The following is a 25,315-nucleotide window of genomic DNA, read 5'->3' as shown; positions in this document are numbered from 1 at the left end:
CCGCTACGGTGCGACACACTGCCCTTCGATGGATGGAAATATCCGCTTGATGCCCCGCGTTCCCGGTTCCCGTGCCTTTCTGCAAGCCACTGCGATCGCCGCCGTCCTCGCGATCGTTCCGCTCGGCACCGGCGCGATGGCGGCGGTGGACACCAGCGCCTATCGCGAGATCTCCGTGTTTATGGAGGTGTTCAACCGCGTGAAGGCGGAATATGTCGACAAGGTCGACGACAAGACGCTGGTGAAGGGCGCGATCGACGGGATGCTCGCCGCGCTCGATCCGCACAGCAGCTTCGAGACCGGGCTCGATTACGACAATCTGCGCATCCAGACCACGGGCAGCTACGGCGGGCTCGGCCTCACCGTCACGATGGAGGACGGCGCGGTCAAGGTGATCGCGCCGCAGGAGGACACGCCGGGCTGGCGCGCGGGCGTCAAGTCGGGCGACTATATCACGCATATCGACGGCAAGCTGATCTTCGGCGACACGCTCGACGAGGCGATCGCCAAGATGCGCGGCAAGCCCGGCACCAAGATCACGCTGACCTTGCAGCGCCCCGGCGCGTCCGATCCGATCATCGTGACGATGGTGCGCGAACAGATCGTCCAGAAGCCGGTCAAATGGTCGGTGAAGGGCGATATCGGCATCATCAACATCAACACCTTCTCCGAACATACGGGCGATGCCGTCCATGCCGCGATCCTCGGCATCGACAAGCAGCTCGGTCACCAGCCGACCGGCTATGTCGTCGACCTGCGCGACAATGGCGGCGGGCTTCGCGACGAGGCGGTCGCGGTCGCCGACAATTTCCTGTCGTCGGGGGTGATCGTGTCGCAGCGCGGGCGCGACCGCAGCGATGTCGAGACCTTCTATGCCGAGAGCTATTTCAAGGGCGATCCCTCGCACGGGCTGCCGGTGATCGTGCTCACCAACGCGGGCACCGCCTCCGCGTCCGAGATCGTGGCGGGCGCGTTGCAGGATCATCACCGCGCTTTGGTGATGGGCGAGCGTTCGTTCGGCAAGGGATCGGTCCAGACCGTCATCGACATGGGCAACAACACCGCGCTTCGGCTCACCACTTCGCGCTATTACACGCCGTCGGACCGGTCGGTGCAGGAAGGCGGGATCGAACCCGACGTGCAGGTGCCGCAGATTTCCGACCCCGATTACAAGAAACGCCCGACATTCCGCGAGGATGATTTGCGCCGCCACCTCATCAACGAAATCAAGAACGACGATTCGGTGCTGGAGCAGGACAGCAAGCCCGATCCGCGTTTCGCCGCGACCCCGGCCGAGCTGAAGGCCAAGGGCATCGACGATTTCCAGCTCGATTATGCGATCAAGACGCTCGCGCGGCTCGGCCCCGCGCCGCAGGTCGCCGCGGCGAGGCGCTGAGCGATGGGCCCGGATCGCTTCGCCCACGCCCGCGCGCTCGCGCTGATCGTCCCCGCCGCGCTGCTCGCCGGGGCTTATGGCTTCCAATATCTCGGGCATCTGTACCCATGCGAAATGTGCTGGTGGCAGCGCTATCCGCATTTCGCGGCGGTCGTGCTCGCGCTTGCCGCCTTCGTCGTGCCGACGCGGGCTGGCCGCCTGCTGGTGGCGTGCGCCGCGCTCGCGATCTTCGTGAGCGGCGCGATCGGCGTGTACCATGCGGGCGTGGAATATCATTGGTGGGAGGGCATCACTGCCTGCAGTTCCACGATGGCGGGGCATGGCGGCTCGGTCGATGACATGCTCGCGCGGATCATGAAGGCGCCGGTGGTGCGCTGCGACGTGCCGCAATGGACGCTGTTCGGCATCTCGCTCGCCGGGTTCAACGCACTGACCTCGATCCCGGCCGCGCTGGTGATCTTCGCATTGCTTCCGAAAGGCCAGAGATGAGCGGCTGGAAACCCGGTGACCCCCGCCGCGACGCGCGCTCGATGGTGCGTGTCGATCAGGCCGGCGAATATGGCGCGACGCGGATCTACGCCGGTCAGCTCGCGGTGATGGGGGACCGTACGCCCGCCGCGCGCGCGATCGCCGGCATGGCCAACCAGGAAGAGCGGCACCGCGCGTTCTTCGACGCGATGATCGTCGCGCGCGGTGTACGCCCGACGTTGCTGCAACCGTTCTGGGATGTGGCGGGTTTCACCCTCGGGGCGGTGACGGCGGCGCTCGGCCCGGAAGCGGCGATGGCCTGCACCGCCGCGGTCGAGACCGAGATCGACAAGCATTACGCCGATCAGCTCGACGCGCTGGGGGATTCGGACCCCGAACTGTCGGCGGCGGTGCTGGAGTTCCAGGCGGAGGAAGTCGAACACCGCGAGACCGCGCTCGCCTCGGGGGCGGAGGCCGCGCCGGCCTATCTGCTGCTGAGCGGGGCGATCCGGCTCGGCTGCCGCGTCGTGATCGCGGCGGCGAAACGCATTTGACGGGCGGTGCCCGTACAGGAGTGATGCGATGAAGAAGATGGTTTCGTGGGCGATGGCCGCGCTGGCGACGGTCTTGGCATCCGCGCCGACCCATGTGGCGGCGCAGGGCAAGCAGGTTCCCTCGCTCGTCATCTATGGCGACCAGAAATGTCCGACCGACAATGACGGCAACGAGGTCGTCGTCTGCGTCCGCCGCCCGGCGAGCGAGCAGTTCCGCATCCCGAAGGAACTGCGCGACTTCAAGGTGACGCCCGAGAACGAGAGCTGGGCGGCGAAGGTCGCCGCCAACGATCACGTGGCCGACAGCGGCATCGGCAGTTGCAGCAACGTCGGCCCGGGCGGCGCGAGCGGCTGCTTCCTGCAGAATTCGCAGATCAACCGCGCGACCAACAAGGAACGCGCGCGCGACCAGCGCGTGCTCGAATCGACCATCGGCAAGTAACGTCGCGGCCGGGGGCGGTATGACGGACACGGCGGCCGTGGGGGCGCATGTTCGGCACCTGGGTGTTCGGTTGGGGGCATGATGGGCGCAAGACCGATGGAGCGCGGGCCGCATGGCGTCGCGCTGATGCTGTTCGCGTTGGTGTGGTTCTCCTGCGCGTGGTTCGGCTCATGGGAGCTCAACCCCAACAACGCGACCCGGCTGTTCGCGGCGTTTTCGATCGTCGAGCGCGGCGATGCGACGATCGACCGCTTTCAGTCGCTGACGATCGACAAGGCGCGCTTCGGCGACCATTATTACATGGACAAGGCGCCGGGCATGACGCTGATGGCGGTGCCGCTCGTATGGGCTGTCGAGAAGATCACCGGCGGGGAGACGGACACGCAGGTGATCGACGCCGCCAACCCGCGGCTGATGCGCTTCATGGCGCTGCGGCTGCGCGTGGCGGTCGCGCTCGGCGCGGCGCTGCTCACCGCTTTCGCGGCGGTGTTGCTGCTCGATCTCGCCACCGGCATCACCGGCAGCCCGGCGGCGGGGCTGTATGCCGCGCTATCCTATGCGCTCGGGTCGATCGTGTGGGGCTGGTCGACGACGATGCTCGGCCATGCGCCGGTCGCGGCGCTGCTGCTGATCGCGACCTGGGCGATCTGGCGGGGCACGAGCGGCGCGGCGGAACTGGCGCGCTGGCGCTATCCGCTGCTGGCGGGCCTCGCGCTCGGCTGGGCGGTGGTGGTCGAATTCCAGGCCGCGCTCGGCGGCGTCGCGATCGCCGGCTGGGCGCTGTGGCGGACGCGGGACGTGGCGTGGCCGGTGCGCGGGCGCGTGCTGGCGATGGCGGTGGGGACGGGCATCGTCGCGATGCTGCCGCTGTTCGCCTATAGTCTGTTCACGTTCGGCACGCTGTTCCGGCTCGGCTATCAGGGGGTGGTCGGGTTCAACGGCATGCAGCAGGGGCTGTTCGGGCTGACCTATCCCAAGCCGGAGGCGCTGTTCGGCATCCTGTTCGGGGTGCGGCGCGGGCTGCTCTGGGTGTCGCCGGTCATCATGCTGGGCGCGGTCGGACTAGCCGGGATGATTCGCACGCGCGAGACGCGCGATCTGGGCGTGCTCGCGGCGGTGGTGATCGCGATCGTGCTGATGGTCAACGCCTCCTACGTCTATTGGGACGGCGGCGCGTCGATCGGCCCGCGTCATTCGGTGCCGGCGATCCCGTTCCTCGCGATCGGGCTGGCGGTGCTGTGGGCGCGCTGGCGCGGGGCGGGGCGGCGTGCCGCGCTGGTCGCGCTGCTGGTGGTTTCGGTGGCGGTCAATCTGATGATCGCCTCGACCGACATCTTCGGTTCGGAAGCCTATGCCGATCCGCTGTGGAGCCGCACGATCGTCGCGATGTTCCTGCCCGGCAATCTCAGCACGATCCCGAGCGACTTCTTCGGCTGGAGCGCGTGGCGCGGCTTCTTCCTGTATCTTGACGTCGCCGTGCCGCTGCTGGTGCTGCTGATCGTTTGGACGCGCGCGGCGGAGCACCAGGCGAGATAAATTCGCCGTTCGGCACGAACGGAGCGGGTTTCAGCCTCGTTTCATCCCCCGTATCCGGTGCCAGACGAAGAACGCCACCGCCGCCAGCAGCACGCCCGCGATCGCCACGTCGGCGCTGTGGAACGCCGCCTTCACGCGCGGGTCGCTGTCCCATTTCTCGCCGAGCGTCGCGCCGAGCCAGGCCAGCGCGAAGCACCACGGCCATGAGCCGATGAAGGTGTAAAGGTGGAATGGCACCAGCGGCATCCGCGCGACGCCCGCCGGAAAAGCGATGAACGAACGGATCAGCGGCAGCAACCGCGCGATCAGCACCGCGGGGCCGCCGAAGCGGGCGAAGAAGCGATCGGCGGTGTCGAGTTCGCCCGGCCCGACCAGCACGTACCGGCCCCAGCGCTCGGCGAGCGGGCGGCCACCGTGCCTGCCGATCTCATAGGCGACGATCGAGCCGAGATTGCAGCCGATCGCCCCCGCCGTCGCGACGAGCAGCAGGTTCAGTTCGCCCTTCCAGACCAGATAGCCCGCGAACGGCATGATGATCTCCGAGGGCAACGGGATGCACGCCGATTCGATCGCCATCAGTAGCGCGATGCCAAGATAGCCGCCGCTCGAGATGATGGCGATGATGATGGTGGCGAGAAAGCCGAGTATCTTTTCGATCATGCCATCGCTCTGCCCCGAACATGGCGCATCTCGCCAGTGTAAAAACGTTGCTGGCGCTGGCGGCGGATGGAAATTCACGGTCGCCTGCCCTACGTCTGCGCCGCGAACGTGCGAAAGGCCGGTATGAACGCGGACGAAGACAAGCGCGCGGCGGCCAACGCGGCGGTCGGCGAGATCGCTGACGGCATGCTCGTCGGGCTCGGCACCGGATCGACCGCGGCGTTCGCGATCGCGCGGCTCGGCGAGCGCGTGCGAGCGGGGCTGCGGGTGCGCGCGGTCGCCACCTCGCTGCGCAGTCTGGAACAGGCCCGCGCGGCCGGTATCGACACGCTCGACTTCGCCGACGTCGCCGCCACCGATCTCGCGATCGACGGCGCCGACGAGATCGACGCGCGGCTCCACGCGATCAAGGGCGCGGGTGGGGCGATGCTGCGCGAGAAGATCGTCGCAGAATCCGCCGCGCGGATGATTGTCATCGCCGATGGATCGAAGCGCGTCGCCGCGATCGGCGCCGCCAAGCTGCCGGTCGAGGTGCTGCCATTCGCGCGCAGCTTCGTCACGCGCCGGGTGGCCGATCTCGGCGCGGCGGTGACGGTGCGCGGCGGCGCGGCGGCGCCGTTCCGTACCGATCAGGGCAATCTCGTGCTCGACTGCCGCTTCGCCGCGCTGGGCGATCCTTTCGCACTCGCCGAGGCGCTGGCGGCGATCCCCGGGGTGCTCGGCCACGGCCTCTTTCTTCGTGAAATTGATAGCGCTATCATCTGCGAACAAGGGCAGGTGACACGGATCGACCGGCCCGTGTAGGGAAGATCATGACGCAGCCGGATCGTTCGAGCGCGAAAATTCGAGCGACCGTCACGCAACCACATCAGCGCGATGGCGTTAGCCGTTGACGACAAGAAAGGTCTTTTGAATGTCCGATGCCCAGACGGTGAGCACCACGCCGGATCTGCACGAAGACGGATCGCCCGAGCGCCTCGCGATCGACACGATTCGCACGCTGTCGATGGATGCGGTGCAGGCCGCCAATTCGGGGCATCCGGGCACGCCGATGGCGCTCGCGCCGGTCGGGCATACGCTTTGGACCAAGTTCCTGCGTTATGATCCGGCAACGCCCGACTGGCCCAACCGCGACCGCTTCGTGCTCTCGGTCGGCCATGCCTCGATGCTGCTGTATTCGTTGATCCACCTCGCCGGGATCGAGGAGATCGACAAGGACGGCAAGAAGAGCGGCAAGCCCGCGCTCAGCCTCGACGATCTCAAGCAGTTCCGTCAGCTCAACTCGAAGACGCCGGGGCACCCGGAATATCGCCACACCACCGGCGTCGAAACCACCACCGGTCCGCTGGGCGCGGGCGTGAGCAACTCGGTCGGCATGGCGATCGCCGAGCGCTGGCTCGCCGCGCGCTACAATAAGCCGGGCTACACGCTGTTCGACCATGACGTCTATGCGCTTGCCGGCGACGGTTGCATGATGGAGGGCGTCTCGGCCGAGGCGGCGTCGCTCGCCGGACACCTCAAGCTCTCCAACCTGTGCTGGATCTACGACAGCAACCACATCTCGATCGAAGGCGACACCGCGCTCGCGTTCGATGAAGATGTCGGCAAGCGGTTCGAGGCTTATGGCTGGAACGTCATCCATGTGAACGACGCCAACGACATCGCCGCGCTGACCGCCGCGTTCGACGCGTTCCGCGCGACCACCGACAAGCCGACCTTCATCGTCGTCCATTCGATCATCGGCTGGGGTTCCCCGCGCGCCGGCAGCGAGAAGGCGCATGGCGAGCCGCTCGGCGAGGAGAATATCCGCCTCACCAAACAGGCCTATGGCTGGCCCGAGGATGCCAAGTTCCTCGTGCCCGAGGGTGTCGCCGAAGCCTTCAAGGGCGCGATGACCGAACGCGGCGTGCCGCTGCGCGAGGCATGGCAGGCGAATTTCGCCAAATATCATGACGCGCATCCCGAGCTCGCCGCCGAACTCGACGATCTGTTCGCGAGCAAGCTGCCGAAGGGCTGGGACTCGGCGCTGCCGACGTTCGACGCGGACCCCAAGGGCATCGCCAGCCGCGATTCGAGCGGCAAGGTGCTCAACGCGCTCGTCAAGCCGGTGCCGTGGCTGGTCGGCGGCGCGGCCGATCTCGCGCCGTCCACCAAGACCGACATCAAGGGCGCGCCCTCGTTCGAGGCGGACAATTACGCCGGCAGCAACTTCCACTTCGGCGTGCGCGAGCATGGCATGGGCGGCGTGGTGAACGGCATGGCGCTGTCCTACCTGCGCGCCTACGGTTCGACCTTCTTCGTCTTCACCGATTACATGCGCGCGCCGATCCGCCTCTCGGCGATCATGGAGCTCGGCGTGGTGTGGGTGTTCACCCACGATTCGATCGGCGTCGGCGAGGATGGCCCGACCCACCAGCCGATCGAGCATCTCGCGATGCTGCGCGCGACGCCGGGGCTCGACACGATCCGCCCGGGCGACGCCAACGAAGTCTCGGTAGCGTGGAAGGCTGCGCTCGAGTCCGGCAACAACCCGACCGCGCTCGTCCTCTCGCGTCAGGCGCTGCCGACGATCGACCGGAGCAAATACGCATCGGCCGAAGGGCTGATGAAGGGCGGCTATGTCATCGCCGACAGCGAGACCCCGGAGCTGATCCTGATCGCGACCGGCAGCGAACTGTCGCTTGCGCTGAGCGCCTACGAAAGGCTGGTCGAGCAGGGCGTCGCCGCGCGCGTCGTGTCGCTGCCGAGCTGGCACCGCTACGAGATGCAGGATGCCGCGTACAAGGAAAGCGTCCTGCCGAAAGCGGTCCGCGCGCGCCTCGCGATCGAACAGGCCGGCGAGATCGGCTGGGATCGCTATGTCGGGCTCGACGGCGCGACGATCACCATGTCGACCTTCGGTGCGTCGGCGCCGCTCGCCAAGCTGCAGGACAAATATGGCTTCACCGTCGAGAACGTCGTCAAGGTCTCGCGCGAACTGCTCGGAAAGGACGCATAAATGAGTCTCCTCAAGGATCTCGCCAGCCACGGCCAGGCGGTGTGGCTCGATTTCGTCGATCGCAAGTTCCTCGAGGCGGGTGGCCTCAAGAAGCTCGTCGAGGAAGATGGCCTGACCGGGGTCACCTCCAATCCGTCGATCTTCGAAAAGGCGATGGGCTATGGCGACGCCTATGACGCCACGCTCGCCGAATTTGACAAGCAGCATCCCGGCGCGGCGACGATGGACCGCTACGAAGCGCTCGCGATCCAGGACATACAGGCCGCCGCCGAGACGCTCGCGCCGGTCTATGAGGCGACGCAGGCCAAAGACGGCTATGTAAGCCTGGAAGTGTCGCCCTATCTCGCCAGCGATACCGACGCGACGATCGCCGAGGCGCAGAAACTGTGGGCGGCGGTCGATCGCCCCAATCTCATGATCAAGATCCCCGGCACCCCGGCGGGCGTGCCCGCGATCGCCGCGACGATCGCCGCGGGCATCAACGTCAACGTGACGCTGCTGTTCTCGAACTCGGCCTATCAGGCGGTCGCGCTCGCCTATGTCGAGGGGCTCGAGCAGCGCGTCGAACAGGGCCTGCCGATCGACCGGATCGCCAGCGTCGCGAGCTTCTTCGTCAGCCGCATCGACAGCAAGATCGACGACAAGATCGACGCGCGCATCAAGGCCGGCGATCCCGAGAGCGAGGCGCTCAAGGCGATTCGCGGCAAGGTCGCGATCGCCAACGCGAAGCTCGCCTATGACTGGTTCCTCGAGTTCAACAAGAGCGCGCGCTGGCAGGCGCTCGCCGCCAAGGGCGCGCAGGTCCAGCGGCTGCTGTGGGCCTCGACCGGGACGAAGAACCCGGATTATCCCGACACGCTGTATCTCGACGAGCTGATCGGGCCGGACACGGTCAACACCGTGCCGCCCAAGACGATGGACGCGTTCCGCGACCACGGCACGCCCGCCAACACGCTCGGCACCAACATCGCCGGCGCGCGGCACGTTCTGTCCGAGGCCGAGCGGCTTGGGCTCGATCTCGACGGCGTCACCGAAACGCTGGTCGAGGAGGGCGTCGCGTCCTTCTCCAAGGCGTTCGACGATCTGCTCGGCGCGATCGCGAAGAAGCAGCCGGCGGACGCATAACCGGCTGCCGCATGACCCTATTCCCCCGCGAAAGCGGGGGACCAGAGCTGGCCGCGCGGCGTTTGTTGCTGTGGACCCCCGCCTTCGCGGGGGAACGGTGTTCAGAATCGTAGGAGTATCCTCATGAAGATCGGTATCATCGGCCTCGGCCGGATGGGCGGCAACATCGCGCGGCGGCTGATGCGCGCCGGCCATGAGGCCGTCGTGTTCGACCGGGACGAGAAGGCGGTCGCGGCGCTGGTCGCCGACGGGGCGGTCGGCGCCTCCTCGCTCGCCGACATGCAAGGCAAGCTCGCCGATCCGGCGATCTACTGGGTGATGCTCCCGGCGGGCGGCCCGACCGAACAGACCGTGGCGGCGCTCGCCGAGCAATGCGGTCCCGGCGGCATCATCATCGACGGCGGCAACAGCTTCTACAAGGACGACATCCGCCGCGCCAAGGCGCTTGCGGAAAAGCAGGTCCATTACGTTGACGTCGGCACCTCGGGCGGCGTCTGGGGGCTGGAGCGCGGCTATTGCATGATGGTCGGCGGCGACCCGGAGACGATCAAGACGCTCGATCCGATCTTCGAAGCGCTGGCGCCGGGCATCGGCACGATCCCGCGCACGCCGGGCCGCGACAACGACAAGGAAGATCCGCGCGCCGAACTGGGCTATATCCATGCAGGGCCGGCGGGTGCGGGCCATTTCGTCAAGATGGTCCACAACGGCATCGAATACGGGCTGATGCAGGCATATGCCGAGGGCTTCGACATCCTCAAGGGCAAGTCCTCCGAGCATCTGCCCGAGGACGAACGCTTCGATCTCAACCTCACCGACATCGCCGAAGTCTGGCGGCGCGGCAGCGTGATCTCGTCGTGGCTGCTCGATCTCACCGCGATCGGTCTCGCCAAGGATCAGATGCTCGATCATTTCTCGGGCAATGTCGCCGATTCGGGCGAAGGCCAGTGGACGATCGACGCGGCGATGGAAGAGAAGGTGCCGGCGAACGTGCTGAGTGCGGCGCTGTACGCACGCTATCGCAGCCGCGTCGAGCATACGTTCGGCGACAAATTGCTGTCGGCGATGCGCTTCGGCTTCGGTGGCCACGTCGAAATGCCGCAATGAGCGGGGTGACGAAGGACGGCATCCGACTGTTCATCTCCGATCTCGACGGCACTCTGGTCGATCGGAAGAAGGAACTGACGGCGGGTACGATCGCATCGGTCGCGCGACTCAAGGCGGCGGGGATCGGCTTCACCGTCATCAGCGCGCGGCCGCGCTCGGGGGTGCGGCCGATCGTCGATGCGCTCGAACTCGACGTGCCGATCGGCGCGTTCAACGGCGGCACCTTGTTCAAGCGCGACGGCACGGTGCTGGCCGAGCACCGCATCGCGCCGCATGTCGCGGCGGGCGTGTTCGAGCTGGCGCAGGGGCTCGATGTCGCGCCTTGGCTGTTCGCCGATGACCGTTGGTATGCGCTCGCCGAACAGGGCATGCATTTCGACAGCGAACGCGTATCGGCGAACCAGTCCCCGGTGGTCGTCTCGGATTTCTCTCCATATTACGATCGCGCCGACAAGATCACCTTCGTCAGCGACGATCCGCCGCTACTCGCGGGGCTGCTCGACCGCGCGCGGGCGGCCTATGGCGAGGCGGCGACGATCGCCCAGTCGCAGACCTATTATCTCGATGTGACCGCGACCGCCGCCAACAAGGGCGACGGCGTGGCGGCGCTGGCGGAGAGCTTCGGCGTGCCGCTGTCGCAGACCGCGGTGATCGGCGATCAGTTCAACGATCTGCCGATGTTCGCACGCGCCGGCCTGTCAATCGCGATGGGGCAGGCGCCGGAGGGCGTGAAGGCGCTCGCGCAGCACGTTACGGGTGCGAACGACGCCGATGGCGTGGCGCAGGCGATCGACGAGATCATTCTGGCGTAAAACGTGCCGCCGTCATGCCGGACGTGTTCCGGCATCCACCGTTCAACAAGCCCTCACGCCGTTAATTTTGCGGAACGGTGGACCCCGGAATAAATCCGGGGTGACGCGGCGGCTTGGGGATTTGCCAACTCTACGGCGTTCCTTCAGCGCGGCGGGGTCAGCTTCACCAGCGCGCCATCGTCCTGGAGCAGCCAGATCGCGCCGTCCGGCCCCTGCGCCACGTCGCGGATGCGCGTCTCCATCGGCCATTGATCGGCCTTGGTCGCGGTCTCCCCGTCGAGCTTGACGCGGATCAGCGCCTCGCCGGAGAGCGCCGCGATGAACATCGATCCCTTCCACTGCGGGAACAGATCGCCCGAATAGATCATCATGCCGCCGGGCGAGATCGACGGGTTCCAGAACACCTTGGGCGCCTCGAAGCCGTCGCCGGGCTTATGATCGGGAATATCGGTGCCGTCGTAATTGCTGCCGTTCGACGCCTTGGGCCAGCCGTAATTCTTGCCGGGCAGGATCAGGTTGACCTCGTCGCCGCCCTTCGGCCCCATCTCGATCTCCCACAGGCGGCCGGCCGAATCGAACGCGAGGCCATAGGGATTGCGGTGGCCCATGCTCCAGATTTCGGCTGGCGCGGTGTTCACGCCGCCTTCGACCGGCTGCTGCGTGCCCTTTTCCTTGAAGGCCGCGCCGGTGTTCTCGGGCGGGTCGAACACCGTGACGGTGGGCGTGCCGGTCTTGCCCGCGAAGGGATTGCCGGGCGCGGGTTTGCCGTCGAGCGTGAGGTGCAGGATCTTGCCGAGCTTCTGGTTGATGTCCTGCGCGGGCGTGAAGCGCTGGCGTTCGCCCGAAGAGAGGAACAGCGATTTGCCATCGGGTGCGAAGGCGATGTTGGCGCCGAACTGGCCGCCTTCGCCGTCAGATCCCTGCCGCCACAGCACCTGCGTGCCCTGCAATTGCGTGCCGAGCAAGGTCGCGCGCGCCAGCGCGAGCGCGGCGCCATGCGGGCGCGGTTCGGAATAGGTGAGGTAGATCGCGTGGCTGGACGCGAAATCCGGCGCCACCGCCACGTCGAGCAAGCCGCCCTGGCCGATCTCCTGGACCTTGGGCACGCCCGCGACATCGCGGATATGACCGCTCGCGTCGCGCAGCTTGAGTTTCCCGGCTTTCTCGGTGACGAGCAGGCTGCCGTCGGGCAGGAACGCCATCGCGAACGGCGTGTCGAATTGCGCCTGCTTGGCGCTGACGAACGGCGGCCCCGACGTGGCCGCCGTGGCGGAGGCGTTGCCGCCGACATTGGCGGAGGGGGAGCAGGCCGAGGTGGCGAGCAGGAGCAGCGCGAGCGGGCGGAGGTTCATGGCCGCATGGTAGCGGCATCATCGCGCGTTCCCAAGCGGAAACGCGGAGGCGCTTGCCAGCCCTTCATGCTTCGCCTATATCACCGGCATATTCTCTACATCGTTATGGTGAAGAGGTCGGAGCCACCCGGTTCCGGCGACAATCCTGCTTGTTTGGAGCATCGATGGCGGACCCCGACCTGATCCGGGCCAAGCTGAACGCATTGATCGAGCCTGAGGCGAAAGCGCTCGGCTTCGATCTCGTGCGCGTCAAGCTGTTCGGCGGCGCGGGCGACCTCACCTTGCAGGTGATGGCCGAGCGCCCCGACACGCGCCAGCTCACGATCGACGATTGCGCCGAGCTGTCGCGCCGCATCTCGGACCGGCTTGATGCGCTCGAGGAGCAGGGTACCGACCTGATCGACGAGGAATATCGCCTCGAAGTCTCGTCGCCCGGCATAGACCGGCCGCTGACGCGGCTGGCGGACTTCGCCGACTGGGCCGGGCATGACGCGCGCATCAATCTCGCGCAGCCGGTCGATGGGCGCAAGCAGCTCACCGGCGTCCTCAAGGGCGTCGAAGGCGATCGGATCACGATCGACGTGCGCAAGCATGGCGACATCACGATCGGTTTCGCCGATGTCGGCGATGCCAAGCTGCTGCTGACCGACCGGCTGATCGCCGCCACCCGGCCGCTTTCGATGGATGGCGCCGACGAAGAAGAATTCGAACACGACGACAGCGACGCGCTGGAGAGCGCCGAAGATGAAGGACTGAAGTGATGGCCACCGCCGTTTCCGCCAACAAGGCCGAGCTGATCGCAATCGCGAACGCGGTCGCCAGCGAAAAGATGATCGACAAGGGCATCGTCATCGAGGCGATGGAAGACGCGATCCAGCGCGCGGCGCGGGCGCGCTACGGCGCGGAAAATGACATCCGTGCCAAGCTCGATCCCAACAGCGGCGATCTGCGGCTGTGGCGTGTCGTCGAAGTGGTCGAGGCGGTCGACGATTTCTTCAAGCAGGTGAACCTCAAGGAAGCGCAGAAGCTCCAGAAGGACGCCGAGATCGGCGATTACATCGTCGATCCGCTGCCGCCGATCGAGTTCGGCCGCATCGCCGCGCAGGCCGCCAAGCAGGTGATCTTCCAGAAGGTCCGCGATGCCGAGCGCGACCGTCAGTTCGAAGAGTTCAAGGATCGTCAGGGCGAGATCATCACCGGCGTCGTCAAGCGCGTCGAGTTCGGCCATGTCGTCGTCGATCTCGGCCGCGCCGAAGGCGTGATCCGCCGCGACCAGCAGATCCCGCGCGAAGTGGTGCGCGTCAACGATCGCATCCGCTCGCTGATCCTCAACGTGCGCCGCGAGAACCGTGGCCCGCAGATCTTCCTCAGCCGCGCGCATCCCGATTTCATGAAGAAGCTGTTCGCGCAGGAAGTGCCCGAAATCTACGACGGCATCATCGAGATCAAGGCCGCCGCGCGCGACCCCGGCAGCCGCGCCAAGATCGGCGTCATTAGCCACGATTCGTCGATCGATCCGGTCGGAGCGTGCGTCGGCATGAAAGGCAGTCGCGTTCAGGCGGTGGTGCAGGAGATGCAGGGCGAGAAGATCGACATCATCCCCTGGTCGCCCGACACCGCGACCTTCGTCGTCAACGCGCTCCAGCCCGCGAGCGTCAGCCGCGTCGTGATCGACGAGGAAGAGGACCGGATCGAGGTGGTCGTTCCCGACGACCAGCTCAGCCTCGCGATCGGCCGGCGTGGCCAGAACGTGCGGCTCGCCTCGCAGCTCACCGCCAAGGCGATCGACATCCTCACCGAGCAGGATGCGAGCGAGAAGCGCCAGAAGGAATTCGTCGAGCGCACCGAGATGTTCCAGAACGAGCTCGACGTCGACGAGACGCTCGCGCAGTTGCTGGTTGCGGAGGGCTTCACCAACCTCGAGGAAGTCGCCTATGTCGAGGCCGATGAAATCGCCGGCATCGAAGGCTTCGACGAGGATCTCGCCGCCGAGTTGCAGAGCCGCGCGACCGAGGCGCTCGAACGCCGCGAGGAAGCCAATCGCGCGTTGCGCCGCGAACTCGGCGTCGAGGACGATCTCGCGACGATGCCGTATCTGACCGAGGCGATGCTCGTCACGCTCGGCAAGGCCGGCATCAAGACGCTCGACGATCTCGCCGATCTCGCCACCGACGAACTCGTCCAGAAGAAGCGCCAGGAACAGCGCCGCCGCAACGAAGAGGCGGCCAAGCGCTTCGAAGGCCGCGCCGAGGATCGCGGCGGCGTGCTCGGGGAATATGGGCTGAGCGAAGAGCAGGGCAACGAGATCATCATGGCCGCGCGCGCGCATTGGTTCGACGACGAGCCGGCTGCGCCAGCCGCCACGAGCGAGGAGGCGTAAGCCGCGATGCCGTTCGTCAGCATCCGATTGGCGGGGACCGCCACGCGCGAGCAGAAGGCGGGCGTCGTCGCCGACGTCACCGCTGCCCTCGTCGCGCGGCTGGGCAAGCCAGCGGCGGCTGTGCAGGTGGTGATCGAGGAAATCTCGCCCGAAAATTACGGCGCGGCCGGCCAGTTGATCGCCGATCGCGACGCCCCCAAACCCATCGTGCAGGAGGACGCACATGCGGAATCCCCACGATGAGGCGCTAGGCGACGCCAAAACTCCCCTCCCGCATGCGGGAGGGGCTGGGGGAGGGCCTGTTGCGGGCGCGTCTCCCAAGAACACGCCCTCCGCTAACCCTTCCCGCGCGCGGGAAGGGAAAGAAGACCCTGTTCGCAAGTGCATCCTCACCGGCGACCGTGCGCCGCGCGAGGCGCTGGTGCGGCTCGCGCTGTCGCCCGAGGGCGCGGTGCTGCCCGATGTGCGCGCCAAGGCGCCGGGGCGGGGGGCTTGGATCGGCGTGACGCGCGCGGAGCTTGCAACCGCGATCGCCAAGGGCAAGCTGAAGGGGGCGCTCGCACGCGCCTTCAAGACCGGCCCGATCGCGATTCCCGAAGACCTGCCCGAACGGCTCGCCGCCGCGCTCGAACGCGCCGCGCTCGACCGGCTCGGGCTCGAATCGCGTTCGGGCACGCTGCTGACGGGATCGGAAAAGATCGAGACCGCCGCGCGTTCGGGCCAGCTCCACCTGCTGCTCCACGCCTGCGACGCCGGCGCCGACGGCAACCGCAAGCTCGACCAAGCGTGGCGAGTCGGGCGCGACGCGGAAGGAAGTGATCTCAGGGGCTTGGTTTTGCCGGTGCCACGCACCACATTGGCCGTGGCGCTCGGACGGCAGAATGTGGTACATATCGGTCTGACGGAGCGTGATGCCGCCGCGCGCGTGGAAGAAGCGCTCCACCGCTGGCTGCATTTTCTCGGACCCGACCCCATCCTCTCGCCTTGCGAAACGGCCTCGCAGGGCGCATCGGCGTTTCCACACGACGCCGGGGCAGAGACTTCAGGGCCGGAGCCCGATGCCGATACGACGTTACGAGGAATTTGAGTGAGCGATACCGATAACGAGAAGCCGAAACTTGGCATGCGCCAGCCGCTCGGGCTGAAGCGCACCGTCGAGACCGGCGTGGTCAAACAGAGTTTCAGCCACGGGCGTTCGAACAACGTCGTGGTTGAGGTCAAGCGCAGCCGCACGCTGCGCCGCGATGGCGAGGCCGAGCGCGCCCCGGCGCGCGCAGCACCGCCCGCCCCCGCCGCCGCCTCACAGGCGCCGGCCGCGCAGGCGCGCGCGCCCGAGCCGCGCCCGGCGCCCACGTCACCGGCCAACTCGCTGCTGTCGCGTCAGGAACTTCAGGCCAAGCTGCTGCGCGAGGCCGAAGAGGCGCGCATGAACGCGCTCGAGGAGACCCGCCGCCGCGAGGAGCGCAATCGCCAGGAAGCGCTCGAGGAAGAGCGTCGTCGCGCCGAGGAGCGCGCGCGCGCCGCCGCGGCCCCGCCGCCGGCACCCGTGCCAGCGCCCGCGCCGGAACCCGAGGCCAAGCCCGCGCCGGTCGCGGAGCAGCCCGCTCCGGCACCTGCGCCCAAGCCCGAACCGGCACCCGCGCCGGTCGCGGCAGCACCCGCGCCTGCGCCCGCTCCGGTCGCGGCCAAGCCGGCACCGGCTCCCGCCGCGCCGCCCGCACCGCCGCGTCCGCCCGAGCCGCTGACGATCACGCTCGATTCGAGCCTGCCCGCGCCGCGTCTGTTCACGCCCGTCGCCCGCCCCGAGCGGCCGCGCCCGGCGCCGGCTCCGGCACCCGCGCCCGCGCCGACCGCGAGCACGCCGGCCAGCACCACCGCGTCCGCCACGCCGTCGGGCGCCGGCGCGCTCAAACGCCCCGGCGCCGAGCCGCCCCGTCCGGTCCAGCGCGACCGCAAGGGCGATGACCGCCGCACCGCCGGCAAGCTCACCGTCAACCGCGCGCTCGGCGACAGCGACGGCGCGCGTGCGCGCAGCCTCGCCGCGCTCAAGCGTGCGCGTGAGAAGGAGCATCGCCGCATGGGCGGCCCGCGCGAGGTGCAGGCCAAGCAGGTCCGCGACGTGCAGGTTCCCGAGACGATCACCGTGCAGGAACTCGCCAACCGTATGGCCGAGAAGGGCGCGGACCTCGTCAAGACGCTGTTCAAGATGGGCATGCCCGTCACGATGACGCAGACGATCGACCAGGACACCGCCGAGCTGCTCGTTACCGAGTTCGGCCACAACATCGTGCGCGTCAGCGACTCGGATATCGATCTCGCGATCGAGACCGACACCGACGATGCCACGACGCTCAAGCCGCGTCCGCCGGTGGTCACGATCATGGGCCATGTCGATCACGGCAAGACCAGCCTGCTCGACGCGCTGCGCGGCACCGACGTGGTGCGCGGCGAGGCGGGCGGCATCACCCAGCACATCGGCGCCTATCAGGTGACGCTCAAGGACAAGTCGAAGATCACCTTCCTCGACACGCCGGGCCACGAGGCGTTCACGGAAATGCGCGCACGCGGCGCCAACGTGACCGACATCGTCGTGCTCGTGGTCGCGGCGGACGACAGCATCAAGCCGCAGACGGTGGAGGCGATCAACCACACCAAGGCGGCCGGCGTGCCGATGATCGTGGCGATCAACAAGGTCGACAAGCATGACGCCAACCCGCAGAAGGTCCGCGAGGCGCTGCTCCAGTACGACGTCGTTGTCGAGGAAATGTCGGGTGACGTGCAGGACGTCGAAGTCTCGGCGCTCAAGAAGACCGGTCTCGACGAGCTGATCGAGAAGATCCAGCTCCAGGCCGAACTGCTCGAACTGCGCGCCAACCCGGACCGCATGGCCGAAGGCGCGGTGATCGAGGCCAAGCTCGACAAGGGCCGCGGCCCGGTCGCGACGATCCTCGTCAGCCGCGGCACGCTCAGGGTTGGCGACGTGTTCGTCGTCGGCGCCGAGAGCGGCAAGGTCCGCGCGATGACCAACGACAAGGGCCAGCAGATCAAGGAAGCCGGTCCGGCGATGCCGGTCGAGGTGCTGGGTCTCTCGGGCGTGCCGCGCGCGGGCGATCTGCTCTCGGTGGTGGAGAACGAGGCGCGCGCCCGCGAGGTCGCTGAATATCGTCAGAGCGTCATCACCAACAAGCGCACCACCTCCGTCCCGGCGAGCCTGGAGAGCATGTTCTCCGCATTGAAGGACAAGCAGGCGATCGAATATCCGCTCGTCGTCAAGGCCGATACGCAAGGCTCGGTCGAGGCGATCGTGTCGTCGATCAACAAGATCTCGACCGACGACATCAAGGCGCGCGTGCTGCATTCGGGCGTGGGTGGCATCACCGAGAGCGACGTGACGCTGGCGGGTGCCAGCGGCGCGCCGATCATCGGCTTCAACGTCCGCCCCAACGCCAAGGCGCGCGAGATCGCCGAGCGGCAGAAGGTCGCGTTCAAATATTACGACGTGATCTACGACCTGATCGACGAGATCCGCGCGGGCATGGCAGGCGAACTCGGGCCGGAAGCGTTCGAGACCGTGGTCGGCCGCGCCGAAATCCGCGAGGTGTTCTCGGCGGGCAAGCACGGCAAGGCGGCGGGGCTGCTCGTCACCGAAGGCGTCATCCGCAAGGCGCTCAAGGCGCGCATTACGCGCAACGATGTCATCATCTACCAGGGCGAAATCGCCTCGCTGCGGCGCTTCAAGGACGATGTCCCCGAAGTCCGCGCCGGTCTGGAGTGCGGCGTGACGTTCACGCAGAACTTCGTCGACATCAAGCCGGGCGACTTCCTCGAAACCTTCGAGGTCGAACTGCGCGAACGGACGCTCTAAACCCTCTCCCGGTGGGAGAGGGTCGAGCCGCGAAGCGGCGAGGGGTGAGGGCGCCGACCGCCATCACCCTCACCCTCCCAAGCCTGACGGCTTGGGCCCCTCCCTCTCCCGGTGGGAGAGGTGTAAGAGAGACAAATGCGCCCAACCGAAACCCCCGAAACCCGCTCTGTTCGCCTGCTCCGTGTCGGCGAGCAGGTGCGCCATGCGCTGAGCGATATCCTGATGCGCGGCGACGTGCATGACGAGACGCTCGCCAGCCATGCGGTGACGATCACCGAAGTCCGCATGTCGCCCGATCTGCGCCACGCGACCTGTTTCGTGAAGGCGCTGCTCGGCAAGGATGAGGATGCGGTGCTCAAGGCGCTGCGCACCAACACCGCTTACCTCCAGCGCGAGGTCGCCCAGCGCGTCCAGACGCGCTACGCCGCCAAGCTCAAGTTCATCGCCGACGAGAGTTTCGACGAGGGCAGCCACATCGATTCGCTGCTGCGCGCGCCGCATGTCGCGCGGGATCTGGCGGGCGACGACGATTGACTCAGTTGCCGGTAAGACACATCTTACCGGCATGAGTGTCGAGATCACCATTTCCTCGAAGGGGCAGGTCGTCATCCCGAAGGATGTGCGTGATGCGCTGGGGTTGCGGGCGGGCGAAAAACTCCGACTCTCGCATCGGGGCCGCCGGATCACGATGGAGCCTGTCGGCGAACCCGTGCGCGAGCGTATCAGCTACGAAGAGTTCAGGCGGCGCATCCCCGCTTACGAGGGGCCGCCTGTCGCGGTCGAGGAGATGAGCGCGCGTATCGGCGAACTGTTCGAGGATTGGCCATCGCGCCCGTGATCGCCGTCGATACTAACATTGTTGTCCGCCTGATTACGAACGACGACCCGATCCAGGTGGAGCGTGTGCTGGCGTTGCTCCAGCGGGAGGATTTGTTCGTCAGTCACACCGTTCTGATCGAGGCCGAGTGGGTGTTGCGTTCTGCCTATCGCTATGATCGGTTGCGTATTGCGAACGCGCTTTTCGAACTGAGCGATTTGACGAACCTCCATTTTCAAGCCGAGGAGGATGTCCGCTGGGCGCTGGGTCGCTATCGAGTAGCCGGTGAATTCGCGGATTACGTTCATATTGCCGCCGCGCGCCCGATTGGCCGCTTTGCCTCATTCGAGCGCAAACTTGCCGTCCGCGCTGGCCCGGATTCACCCGCGGCGATTGAAGTGCTCACCTGAATGGCCAAGCTCTATTTCTACTATGCCTCGATGAACGCGGGCAAATCGACCAACCTGCTGCAAGCCGATTTCAACTATCGTGAGCGCGGCATGCGGACGTTGCTGTTCACCGCCGCGATCGACGACCGGTTCGCGGCGGGGACGATCACCTCGCGGATCGGCTTGACGGCGCCGGCGCTGGCGTTCGACGCCGCGACCGATCTCGCGGCGATGACGCTCGGCCAGGACCAGCCGCCGGCCTGCGTGTTGGTCGACGAGGCGCAGTTCCTCACCGCCGCGCAGGTCGATCAGCTCGCCCGGCTGGCCGACCGGCATGACATTCCGGTGCTCGCATATGGCTTGCGCACCGATTTCCGGGGCGAATTGTTCGAGGGCTCGGCGCGGCTGCTGGCGCTCGCCGACGCGCTCATCGAGATCAAGTCGGTGTGCGAATGCGGGCGCAAGGCGACGATGAACCTGCGCGTCGACGACACCGGGCGCGCCGTCACCCGTGGCACACAGACCGAGATCGGCGGCAACGATCGTTACGTCGCGCTCTGTCGGCGGCATTTCAGCGAGCGTTCAGCCAACGCCGCGTAAGTCTCCCGCGCGATTTCGGAGACCCTTGATGCAAAAGGCAATGTTGCTCGCCGCCGCATTCGTCCTGTCGCCAAGCGCGGCGCTGGCCGACGCTCCGGCCGATGCCCGGCTGGGCGGGTGGACGCGGGCCGAAATCGGCAAGGAAGCCAGCATCCCTTTCATCCGCGATCAGCGCCTCTACGGCTTCGAGAGCGATGGTGATCGTGGCGTATGGCTGCAGGATCAGCGCCGGCGCTGGTATTATGCCAAGCCGCTCGGGCGGTGCGCCGGCCTCGGCCTGGCGACGATGATCGGCGTCGACACGCGCTTCAGTGGCGATTCGCTCGATCGCACCGGCACCTTGCTCGTCGATGGCCAGCGCTGCCCGCTCAGCAGCCTCACCGCGAGCGAGGGGCCGCCGCCCAAGCCCGGCAAGCTCAAGCCGGGGTTGAACCGCATCAAGCGGGGCTGACGGGGCGGCTTTCCCGCGTTAGGCACACCGGGATGCACGGCTGGATCATACTCGACAAACCGCTTGGACTGGGTTCGACGCAAGGCGTCTCGGCGGTGAAGCGGGCGCTGCGGCAGGGCGGCTACGGCAAGTGGAAGGTCGGGCACGGCGGTACGCTCGATCCGCTCGCGACCGGCGTGCTGCCGATCGCGTTGGGGGAGGCGACCAAACTCGCCGGGCGGATGCTCGACAGCGACAAGGTCTATGATTTCACGATCCGCTTCGGCGCGCAGACCGATACGCTCGATGCCGAAGGGACGGTGATCGCCACCAGCGATGTGCGGCCGACCCGCGAAGCGCTGGCGGCGGTGCTGCCGCGTTTCACCGGGCCGATCGCGCAGGTGCCCCCGGCCTATTCCGCACTCAAGGTCGATGGCGCGCGCGCCTATGATCTCGCGCGGGCCGGCGAAGCGGTGGTGCTGGCGACGCGTGCGGTGACGATTCACAGCCTCACCGTCGCCCCGGCGGAGGCCGGGGCCGCCGCGTTGCTTGGCGATCCGGCTGCCCCACATGCAGCGGCCCCGGCCGTCGCCGGGGCGACGCTGGAAGAAGCCACCCTCACCGCGCATGTCTCCAAGGGCACCTACATCCGCAGCCTCGCGCGGGACATTGCGCTCGCGCTTGGCACAGTTGGCTCTGTTACCATGCTCCGTCGCACCAAGGCCGGCCCGTTCGATCTTGTCCGAGCGATATCGCTGGACAAACTCGACGAACACGCTATGGCGCGCACCCTTGAACAGATACTCCTGCCCTTGAGGGCGGGGCTGGACGACATCCCGGCTCTATCCCTCACCCCCGACCAGGCAGGGGCGCTCCGACAGGGGCGTGTGCTGGCCGGGATCGCCGCTGAAGATGGCCTCCATTTCGCGCTGCTGGGTGATATGCCCGTCGCGCTGGTCGAGGTTTCGGACCGTAATGCCCGGGTCGAACGCGGCTTCAACCTGTAGAAGATGTCGAAGGAAAATACATGACGATCACCGCAGAGAAGCGCCAGGAACTCATCAAGGATCACGGCCGCGCCGAAGGCGACACCGGCAGCCCCGAGGTCCAGATCGCGATCCTCACCGAGCGCATCCGCAACCTGACCGAGCACTTCAAGGGCCACGCCAAGGACAACCATTCGCGTCGCGGTCTGCTCATGATGGTCAACAAGCGCCGCGCGCTGCTCGACTATCTCCGCCACAAGGATGGTCAGCGCTACCTCGATCTCATCGCGAAGCTCGGCCTTCGCAAGTAAACGAAAGGGCGTCCTTCGGGGCGCCCTTTTTCAAAAGGCTCAAGCCCCGCGCGCCGAAATGGTGTACGCGGGTACGGCAGGCCCCGGCGCGTCGCCGGGGTCGGGACGGGAAACCGGCAATCCGGCCGCAGTCTCCCAATCGGGGAGCCACGACAGGCTCCGAACCGCGCGGACCGGTCAAGTCCGCAGACAGGCCCCGGCGCGCATAGGGCGCGGCGGAGTGAAGGAAATCTCATGTTCGATACCAAGACCACCAGCATCCAGTGGGGCGGCAAGACCCTCACGCTGGAAACGGGCCGCGTTGCCCGTCAGGCCGACGGCGCGATCCTCGCGACGCTCGGCGAAACCGTCGTGCTCTGCGCCGTCACGGCGGCGCGCTCGGTGAAGGAAGGGCAGGACTTCTTCCCGCTCACCGTCCATTATCAGGAAAAGTACAGCGCGGCCGGCCGCATCCCCGGTGGCTTCTTCAAGCGTGAACGCGGCGCGACCGAGAAGGAGACTTTGGTCTCGCGTCTCATCGACCGCCCGATCCGCCCGCTGTTCCCCGAAGGTTTCTACAACGAAATCAACGTCATCGCCCAGGTGCTGAGCTATGATGGCGAGAACGAGCCGGACATTCTCGCGATGGTAGCTGCGTCGGCGGCGCTCACCATTTCGGGCGTGCCGTTCATGGGCCCGATCGGCGCGGCGCGCGTCGGCTATGTCGATGGCGAATATATCCTCAACCCGACCAACGAGCAGATCAAGGCCGGCGATCTCGACCTCGTCGTCGCCGCCACCGGCGATGCCGTGATGATGGTCGAATCGGAAGCCAAGGAGCTTTCGGAAGAGGTCATGCTCGGCGCGGTGCAGTTCGCGCACAAGGCGTGCCGTGAGGTCGTCAATGCGATCATCGATCTGGCCGAGCAGGCCGCCAAGGATCCGTGGGAAATGGCCCCGCAGGCTGACCTGACCGCCGCCAAGGACAAGCTCAAGAAGCTGATCGGCAAGGACATCGCCGCCGCCTACAAGGTGACCGACAAGTCCAAGCGTTCGAGCCTGCTCAACGAGGCGCGCGCCAAGGGCAAGGCCGCGTTCGCCGATGCCGCCCCGCAGGACCAGATGGCTGCCGGCAAGCTGATGAAGAAGCTGGAAGCGGAAATCGTCCGCGGCGCCATCCTCAAGGACGGCACCCGCATCGACGGCCGCAACACCAAGCAGATCCGCCCAATCGAGGCGATGGTCCACTTCCTGCCGCGCGCGCATGGCTCGGCGCTGTTCACGCGGGGCGAGACGCAGGCGATCTGCACCACCACGCTCGGCACCAAGGATGCGGAGCAGATGATCGACGGGCTGACCGGCCTGTCCTACGAAAACTTCATGCTCCACTACAACTTCCCGCCCTATTCGGTCGGTGAAGTCGGCCGCTTCGGCGCGCCGGGGCGTCGTGAGGTCGGCCATGGCAAGCTCGCCTGGCGCGCGCTGCATCCGGTGCTGCCGTCCAAGGACGAGTTCCCCTACACGATCCGCGTTCTCTCGGACATCACCGAGTCGAACGGCTCGTCGTCGATGGCGACGGTCTGCGGCGGTTCGCTGTCGATGATGGACGCCGGCGTGCCGCTCAAGCGCCCGGTGTCGGGCATCGCGATGGGCCTGATTCTCGAAGGCAAGGACTTCGCGATCCTGTCCGACATCCTCGGCGACGAGGATCACCTCGGCGACATGGACTTCAAGGTCGCGGGCACCGATGCCGGCATCACCACGATGCAGATGGACATCAAGGTCGCCGGCATCACCGACGAGATCATGAAGGCGGCGCTCGATCAGGCCAAGGAAGGCCGCGCGCACATCCTCGGCGAGATGAACAAGGCCTTGTCCTCGACCCGCACCGAGCTTTCGGCGCACGCACCGCGCATCGAGAGCTTCACGATCGACAAGTCGAAGATCCGCGACGTGATCGGCACGGGCGGCAAGGTGATCCGCGAGATCGTCGCCACCACCGGCGCCAAGGTCGATATCGACGACGAGGGCGTCATCAAGGTGTCGTCGTCCGATCCGGCGCAGATCGAAGCCGCGATCAAGTGGATCAAGGGCCTGGTCGAAGAGGCTGAGGTCGGCAAGATCTACGACGGCAAGGTCGTCAACCTCGTCGATTTCGGCGCGTTCGTGAACTTCATGGGCGGCAAGGACGGTCTCGTTCACGTCTCGGAGATCAAGAACGAGCGCGTCGAGAAGGTCTCGGACGTCCTGAAGGAAGGTCAGGAGGTCAAGGTCAAGGTTCTCGAGATCGATCCGCGCGGCAAGGTTCGCCTGTCGATGCGCGTCGTCGATCAGGAAACCGGCGCCGAACTGGAAGATTCGCGCCCGGCGCGCGAACCGCGTGAAGGCGGCGAGCGTGGCTCGCGTGGGCCCCGCCGTGACGGCGACGGCGGCCGTGGCCCGCGCGGCGAAGGCGGACGTGGTGGTGAAGGTCGGGGCGGCGAAGGCCGTGGCGACCGCGGCCCCCGCCGCGAAGGGCGTGGCCCCAAGCGGGAAAGCGGCAACGAGGACGGCCCCGCGCCCGAATTCGCGCCCGCGTTCCTGACCGGCGATCGCGACTGATCTCTCGCCGAGGCGATCAAGAAAAGGCCCGGGGGTGACCCCGGGCCTTTTTCATGCAACGCACGGGCGGTGGCGCGTCAGCGGACCGGCGCGATCTCCCGGAACGCGGCGCGCACCATCTCGTCGGCGATCGGCTTGGCGAGAATGCGGGTCGGCGGATCGCACGGCGTGCATTGATCGGGCGAGGCGGTGATGAAGAGCACCGGCACCGGCCCCAGTTCCTCGACGATCACCGCCACCGCGCGCGGGCCGGTGCCCTCGCGCAGCATCACATCGGACGTGATGACATCGGGGCGGCGCGCGCGCGCCTCGGAGACCGCCTCATCCTCGGTCTCCGCGAAGGCGAAGCTGGTCGCGCCAGCCGCCGCGAGCATGTCCTGCAGGTCGAACGCCAGCAGCGGCTCGTCCTCGATGATCAGTACATGACACATCATTGCGCCTCCTTTGCCGTTTCATAACGCAGGTAAAGTCGAAACGGACGCACGGCTGCGCGGATTTCCGCGAGTC

At 67.0% G+C, this 25,315-nt stretch carries 26 protein-coding genes; 23 read left to right on the top strand and 3 right to left on the bottom strand.

Going from position 1 to position 25,315, the window contains the following annotated elements; translation table 11 throughout:
* Window positions 1–49 precede the first annotated feature (49 nt).
* From PX554_RS02730 to PX554_RS02710, 5 genes are all read left to right on the top strand, one after another.
* Entirely contained in the window at window positions 50–1,396 is a 1,347-nt protein-coding gene (locus PX554_RS02730) for a S41 family peptidase (RefSeq protein ID WP_275498718.1), read from the top strand.
* A 3-nt stretch (window positions 1,397–1,399) separates the two neighbouring features.
* A complete protein-coding gene (locus tag PX554_RS02725) occupies window positions 1,400–1,885 on the top strand; it encodes a disulfide bond formation protein B (protein ID WP_275498716.1) in 486 nt (161 codons plus the stop codon).
* On the top strand, window positions 1,882–2,418 hold the full coding sequence (locus PX554_RS02720; RefSeq protein WP_275498714.1) for a demethoxyubiquinone hydroxylase family protein: 537 nt from the start codon (window positions 1,882–1,884) through the stop codon (window positions 2,416–2,418). Before PX554_RS02725 ends, PX554_RS02720 begins: the two co-directional genes overlap by 4 nt.
* A 28-nt stretch (window positions 2,419–2,446) precedes the next feature.
* A complete protein-coding gene (locus PX554_RS02715) occupies window positions 2,447–2,860 on the top strand; it encodes a hypothetical protein (protein ID WP_275498712.1) in 414 nt (137 codons plus the stop codon).
* A gap of 81 nt (window positions 2,861–2,941) precedes the next feature.
* Window positions 2,942–4,396: a hypothetical protein gene (locus PX554_RS02710; RefSeq protein ID WP_338061558.1), complete on the top strand. Its 1,455-nt coding sequence runs from the start codon at window positions 2,942–2,944 to the stop codon at window positions 4,394–4,396.
* Between the two features lie 30 nt (window positions 4,397–4,426).
* Here the strand turns inward: PX554_RS02710 and PX554_RS02705 are convergent, their stop codons facing one another.
* Window positions 4,427–5,056, bottom strand: coding sequence for a DedA family protein (locus PX554_RS02705; RefSeq protein ID WP_275498708.1), 630 nt, complete (start codon window positions 5,054–5,056; stop codon window positions 4,427–4,429).
* Window positions 5,057–5,179: 123 nt separating this feature from the next.
* On the opposite strand from PX554_RS02705, the gene rpiA reads away from it, so the two are divergent.
* The 5 genes from rpiA to PX554_RS02680 all read left to right on the top strand — a co-directional run bounded on the left by rpiA (window position 5,180) and on the right by PX554_RS02680 (window position 11,098).
* Complete coding sequence (rpiA, locus tag PX554_RS02700) at window positions 5,180–5,860, top strand: ribose-5-phosphate isomerase RpiA (protein ID WP_275498706.1); 681 nt, start codon at window positions 5,180–5,182, stop codon at window positions 5,858–5,860.
* A gap of 109 nt (window positions 5,861–5,969) precedes the next feature.
* A complete protein-coding gene (tkt, locus tag PX554_RS02695) occupies window positions 5,970–8,054 on the top strand; it encodes a transketolase (protein ID WP_275498704.1) in 2,085 nt (694 codons plus the stop codon).
* Window positions 8,055–9,179, top strand: coding sequence for a transaldolase (gene tal / locus PX554_RS02690; protein WP_275498702.1), 1,125 nt, complete (start codon window positions 8,055–8,057; stop codon window positions 9,177–9,179).
* 123 nt (window positions 9,180–9,302) lie between these two features.
* Window positions 9,303–10,286, top strand: a complete 984-nt coding sequence (gene gnd / locus PX554_RS02685; RefSeq protein ID WP_093223547.1) for a phosphogluconate dehydrogenase (NAD(+)-dependent, decarboxylating) — start codon at window positions 9,303–9,305, stop codon at window positions 10,284–10,286.
* Window positions 10,283–11,098: a Cof-type HAD-IIB family hydrolase gene (locus tag PX554_RS02680; protein ID WP_093223549.1), complete on the top strand. Its 816-nt coding sequence runs from the start codon at window positions 10,283–10,285 to the stop codon at window positions 11,096–11,098. Before gnd ends, PX554_RS02680 begins: the two co-directional genes overlap by 4 nt.
* A 143-nt stretch (window positions 11,099–11,241) precedes the next feature.
* Here the strand turns inward: PX554_RS02680 and PX554_RS02675 are convergent, their stop codons facing one another.
* On the bottom strand, window positions 11,242–12,450 hold the full coding sequence (locus tag PX554_RS02675; protein WP_093223550.1) for a PQQ-dependent sugar dehydrogenase: 1,209 nt from the start codon (window positions 12,448–12,450) through the stop codon (window positions 11,242–11,244).
* A gap of 164 nt (window positions 12,451–12,614) precedes the next feature.
* Between PX554_RS02675 and rimP the strand changes: the two genes are divergently transcribed.
* The 13 genes from rimP (at window position 12,615) to pnp (ending at window position 24,808) form a co-directional block, all read left to right on the top strand.
* The gene (gene rimP / locus PX554_RS02670) at window positions 12,615–13,211 is read left to right on the top strand and encodes a ribosome maturation protein RimP (RefSeq protein ID WP_093223552.1); all 597 of its coding nucleotides are present in this window, start codon (window positions 12,615–12,617) and stop codon (window positions 13,209–13,211) included.
* Window positions 13,211–14,830 (top strand): transcription termination factor NusA, encoded by a 1,620-nt coding sequence (nusA, locus tag PX554_RS02665; RefSeq protein ID WP_093223553.1) that lies wholly within the window; start codon window positions 13,211–13,213, stop codon window positions 14,828–14,830. The genes rimP and nusA overlap by 1 nt, the downstream gene beginning before the upstream one ends.
* A gap of 6 nt (window positions 14,831–14,836) precedes the next feature.
* Entirely contained in the window at window positions 14,837–15,073 is a 237-nt protein-coding gene (locus PX554_RS02660) for a tautomerase family protein (RefSeq protein ID WP_093223555.1), read from the top strand.
* The gene (locus PX554_RS02655; RefSeq protein WP_093223556.1) at window positions 15,054–15,917 is read left to right on the top strand and encodes a DUF448 domain-containing protein; all 864 of its coding nucleotides are present in this window, start codon (window positions 15,054–15,056) and stop codon (window positions 15,915–15,917) included. Before PX554_RS02660 ends, PX554_RS02655 begins: the two co-directional genes overlap by 20 nt.
* Complete coding sequence (gene infB / locus PX554_RS02650; protein ID WP_275498693.1) at window positions 15,918–18,695, top strand: translation initiation factor IF-2; 2,778 nt, start codon at window positions 15,918–15,920, stop codon at window positions 18,693–18,695.
* A 135-nt stretch (window positions 18,696–18,830) separates the two neighbouring features.
* Entirely contained in the window at window positions 18,831–19,229 is a 399-nt protein-coding gene (gene rbfA, locus PX554_RS02645; protein ID WP_275498691.1) for a 30S ribosome-binding factor RbfA, read from the top strand.
* Window positions 19,195–19,533 carry an AbrB/MazE/SpoVT family DNA-binding domain-containing protein gene (locus tag PX554_RS02640; RefSeq protein WP_275498689.1) on the top strand — a complete coding sequence of 113 codons (339 nt, stop codon included), beginning with the start codon at window positions 19,195–19,197 and terminating at the stop codon, window positions 19,531–19,533. Before rbfA ends, PX554_RS02640 begins: the two co-directional genes overlap by 35 nt.
* A complete protein-coding gene (locus PX554_RS02635) occupies window positions 19,530–19,922 on the top strand; it encodes a type II toxin-antitoxin system VapC family toxin (protein WP_275498688.1) in 393 nt (130 codons plus the stop codon). Before PX554_RS02640 ends, PX554_RS02635 begins: the two co-directional genes overlap by 4 nt.
* Entirely contained in the window at window positions 19,923–20,501 is a 579-nt protein-coding gene (locus PX554_RS02630) for a thymidine kinase (protein ID WP_275498686.1), read from the top strand. It abuts the gene before it with no gap.
* Between the two features lie 28 nt (window positions 20,502–20,529).
* A complete protein-coding gene (locus tag PX554_RS02625) occupies window positions 20,530–20,952 on the top strand; it encodes a DUF6491 family protein (RefSeq protein WP_275498684.1) in 423 nt (140 codons plus the stop codon).
* Window positions 20,953–20,984: 32 nt separating this feature from the next.
* Entirely contained in the window at window positions 20,985–21,938 is a 954-nt protein-coding gene (gene truB / locus PX554_RS02620; RefSeq protein WP_275498682.1) for a tRNA pseudouridine(55) synthase TruB, read from the top strand.
* 20 nt (window positions 21,939–21,958) lie between these two features.
* A complete protein-coding gene (gene rpsO, locus PX554_RS02615; protein WP_093223567.1) occupies window positions 21,959–22,228 on the top strand; it encodes a 30S ribosomal protein S15 in 270 nt (89 codons plus the stop codon).
* Window positions 22,229–22,462: 234 nt separating this feature from the next.
* Window positions 22,463–24,808: a polyribonucleotide nucleotidyltransferase gene (gene pnp / locus PX554_RS02610; RefSeq protein WP_275498680.1), complete on the top strand. Its 2,346-nt coding sequence runs from the start codon at window positions 22,463–22,465 to the stop codon at window positions 24,806–24,808.
* A 77-nt stretch (window positions 24,809–24,885) separates the two neighbouring features.
* On the opposite strand, the gene PX554_RS02605 is transcribed toward pnp, so the two are convergent.
* Entirely contained in the window at window positions 24,886–25,239 is a 354-nt protein-coding gene (locus tag PX554_RS02605) for a response regulator (protein ID WP_093223779.1), read from the bottom strand.
* Between the last annotated feature and the right edge of the window lie 76 nt (window positions 25,240–25,315).

Source organism: Sphingomonas pollutisoli, assembly GCF_029167165.1.
GTDB lineage: Bacteria > Pseudomonadota > Alphaproteobacteria > Sphingomonadales > Sphingomonadaceae > Sphingomonas > Sphingomonas pollutisoli.
This window is presented reverse-complemented; position numbering and strand designations above follow the sequence as displayed.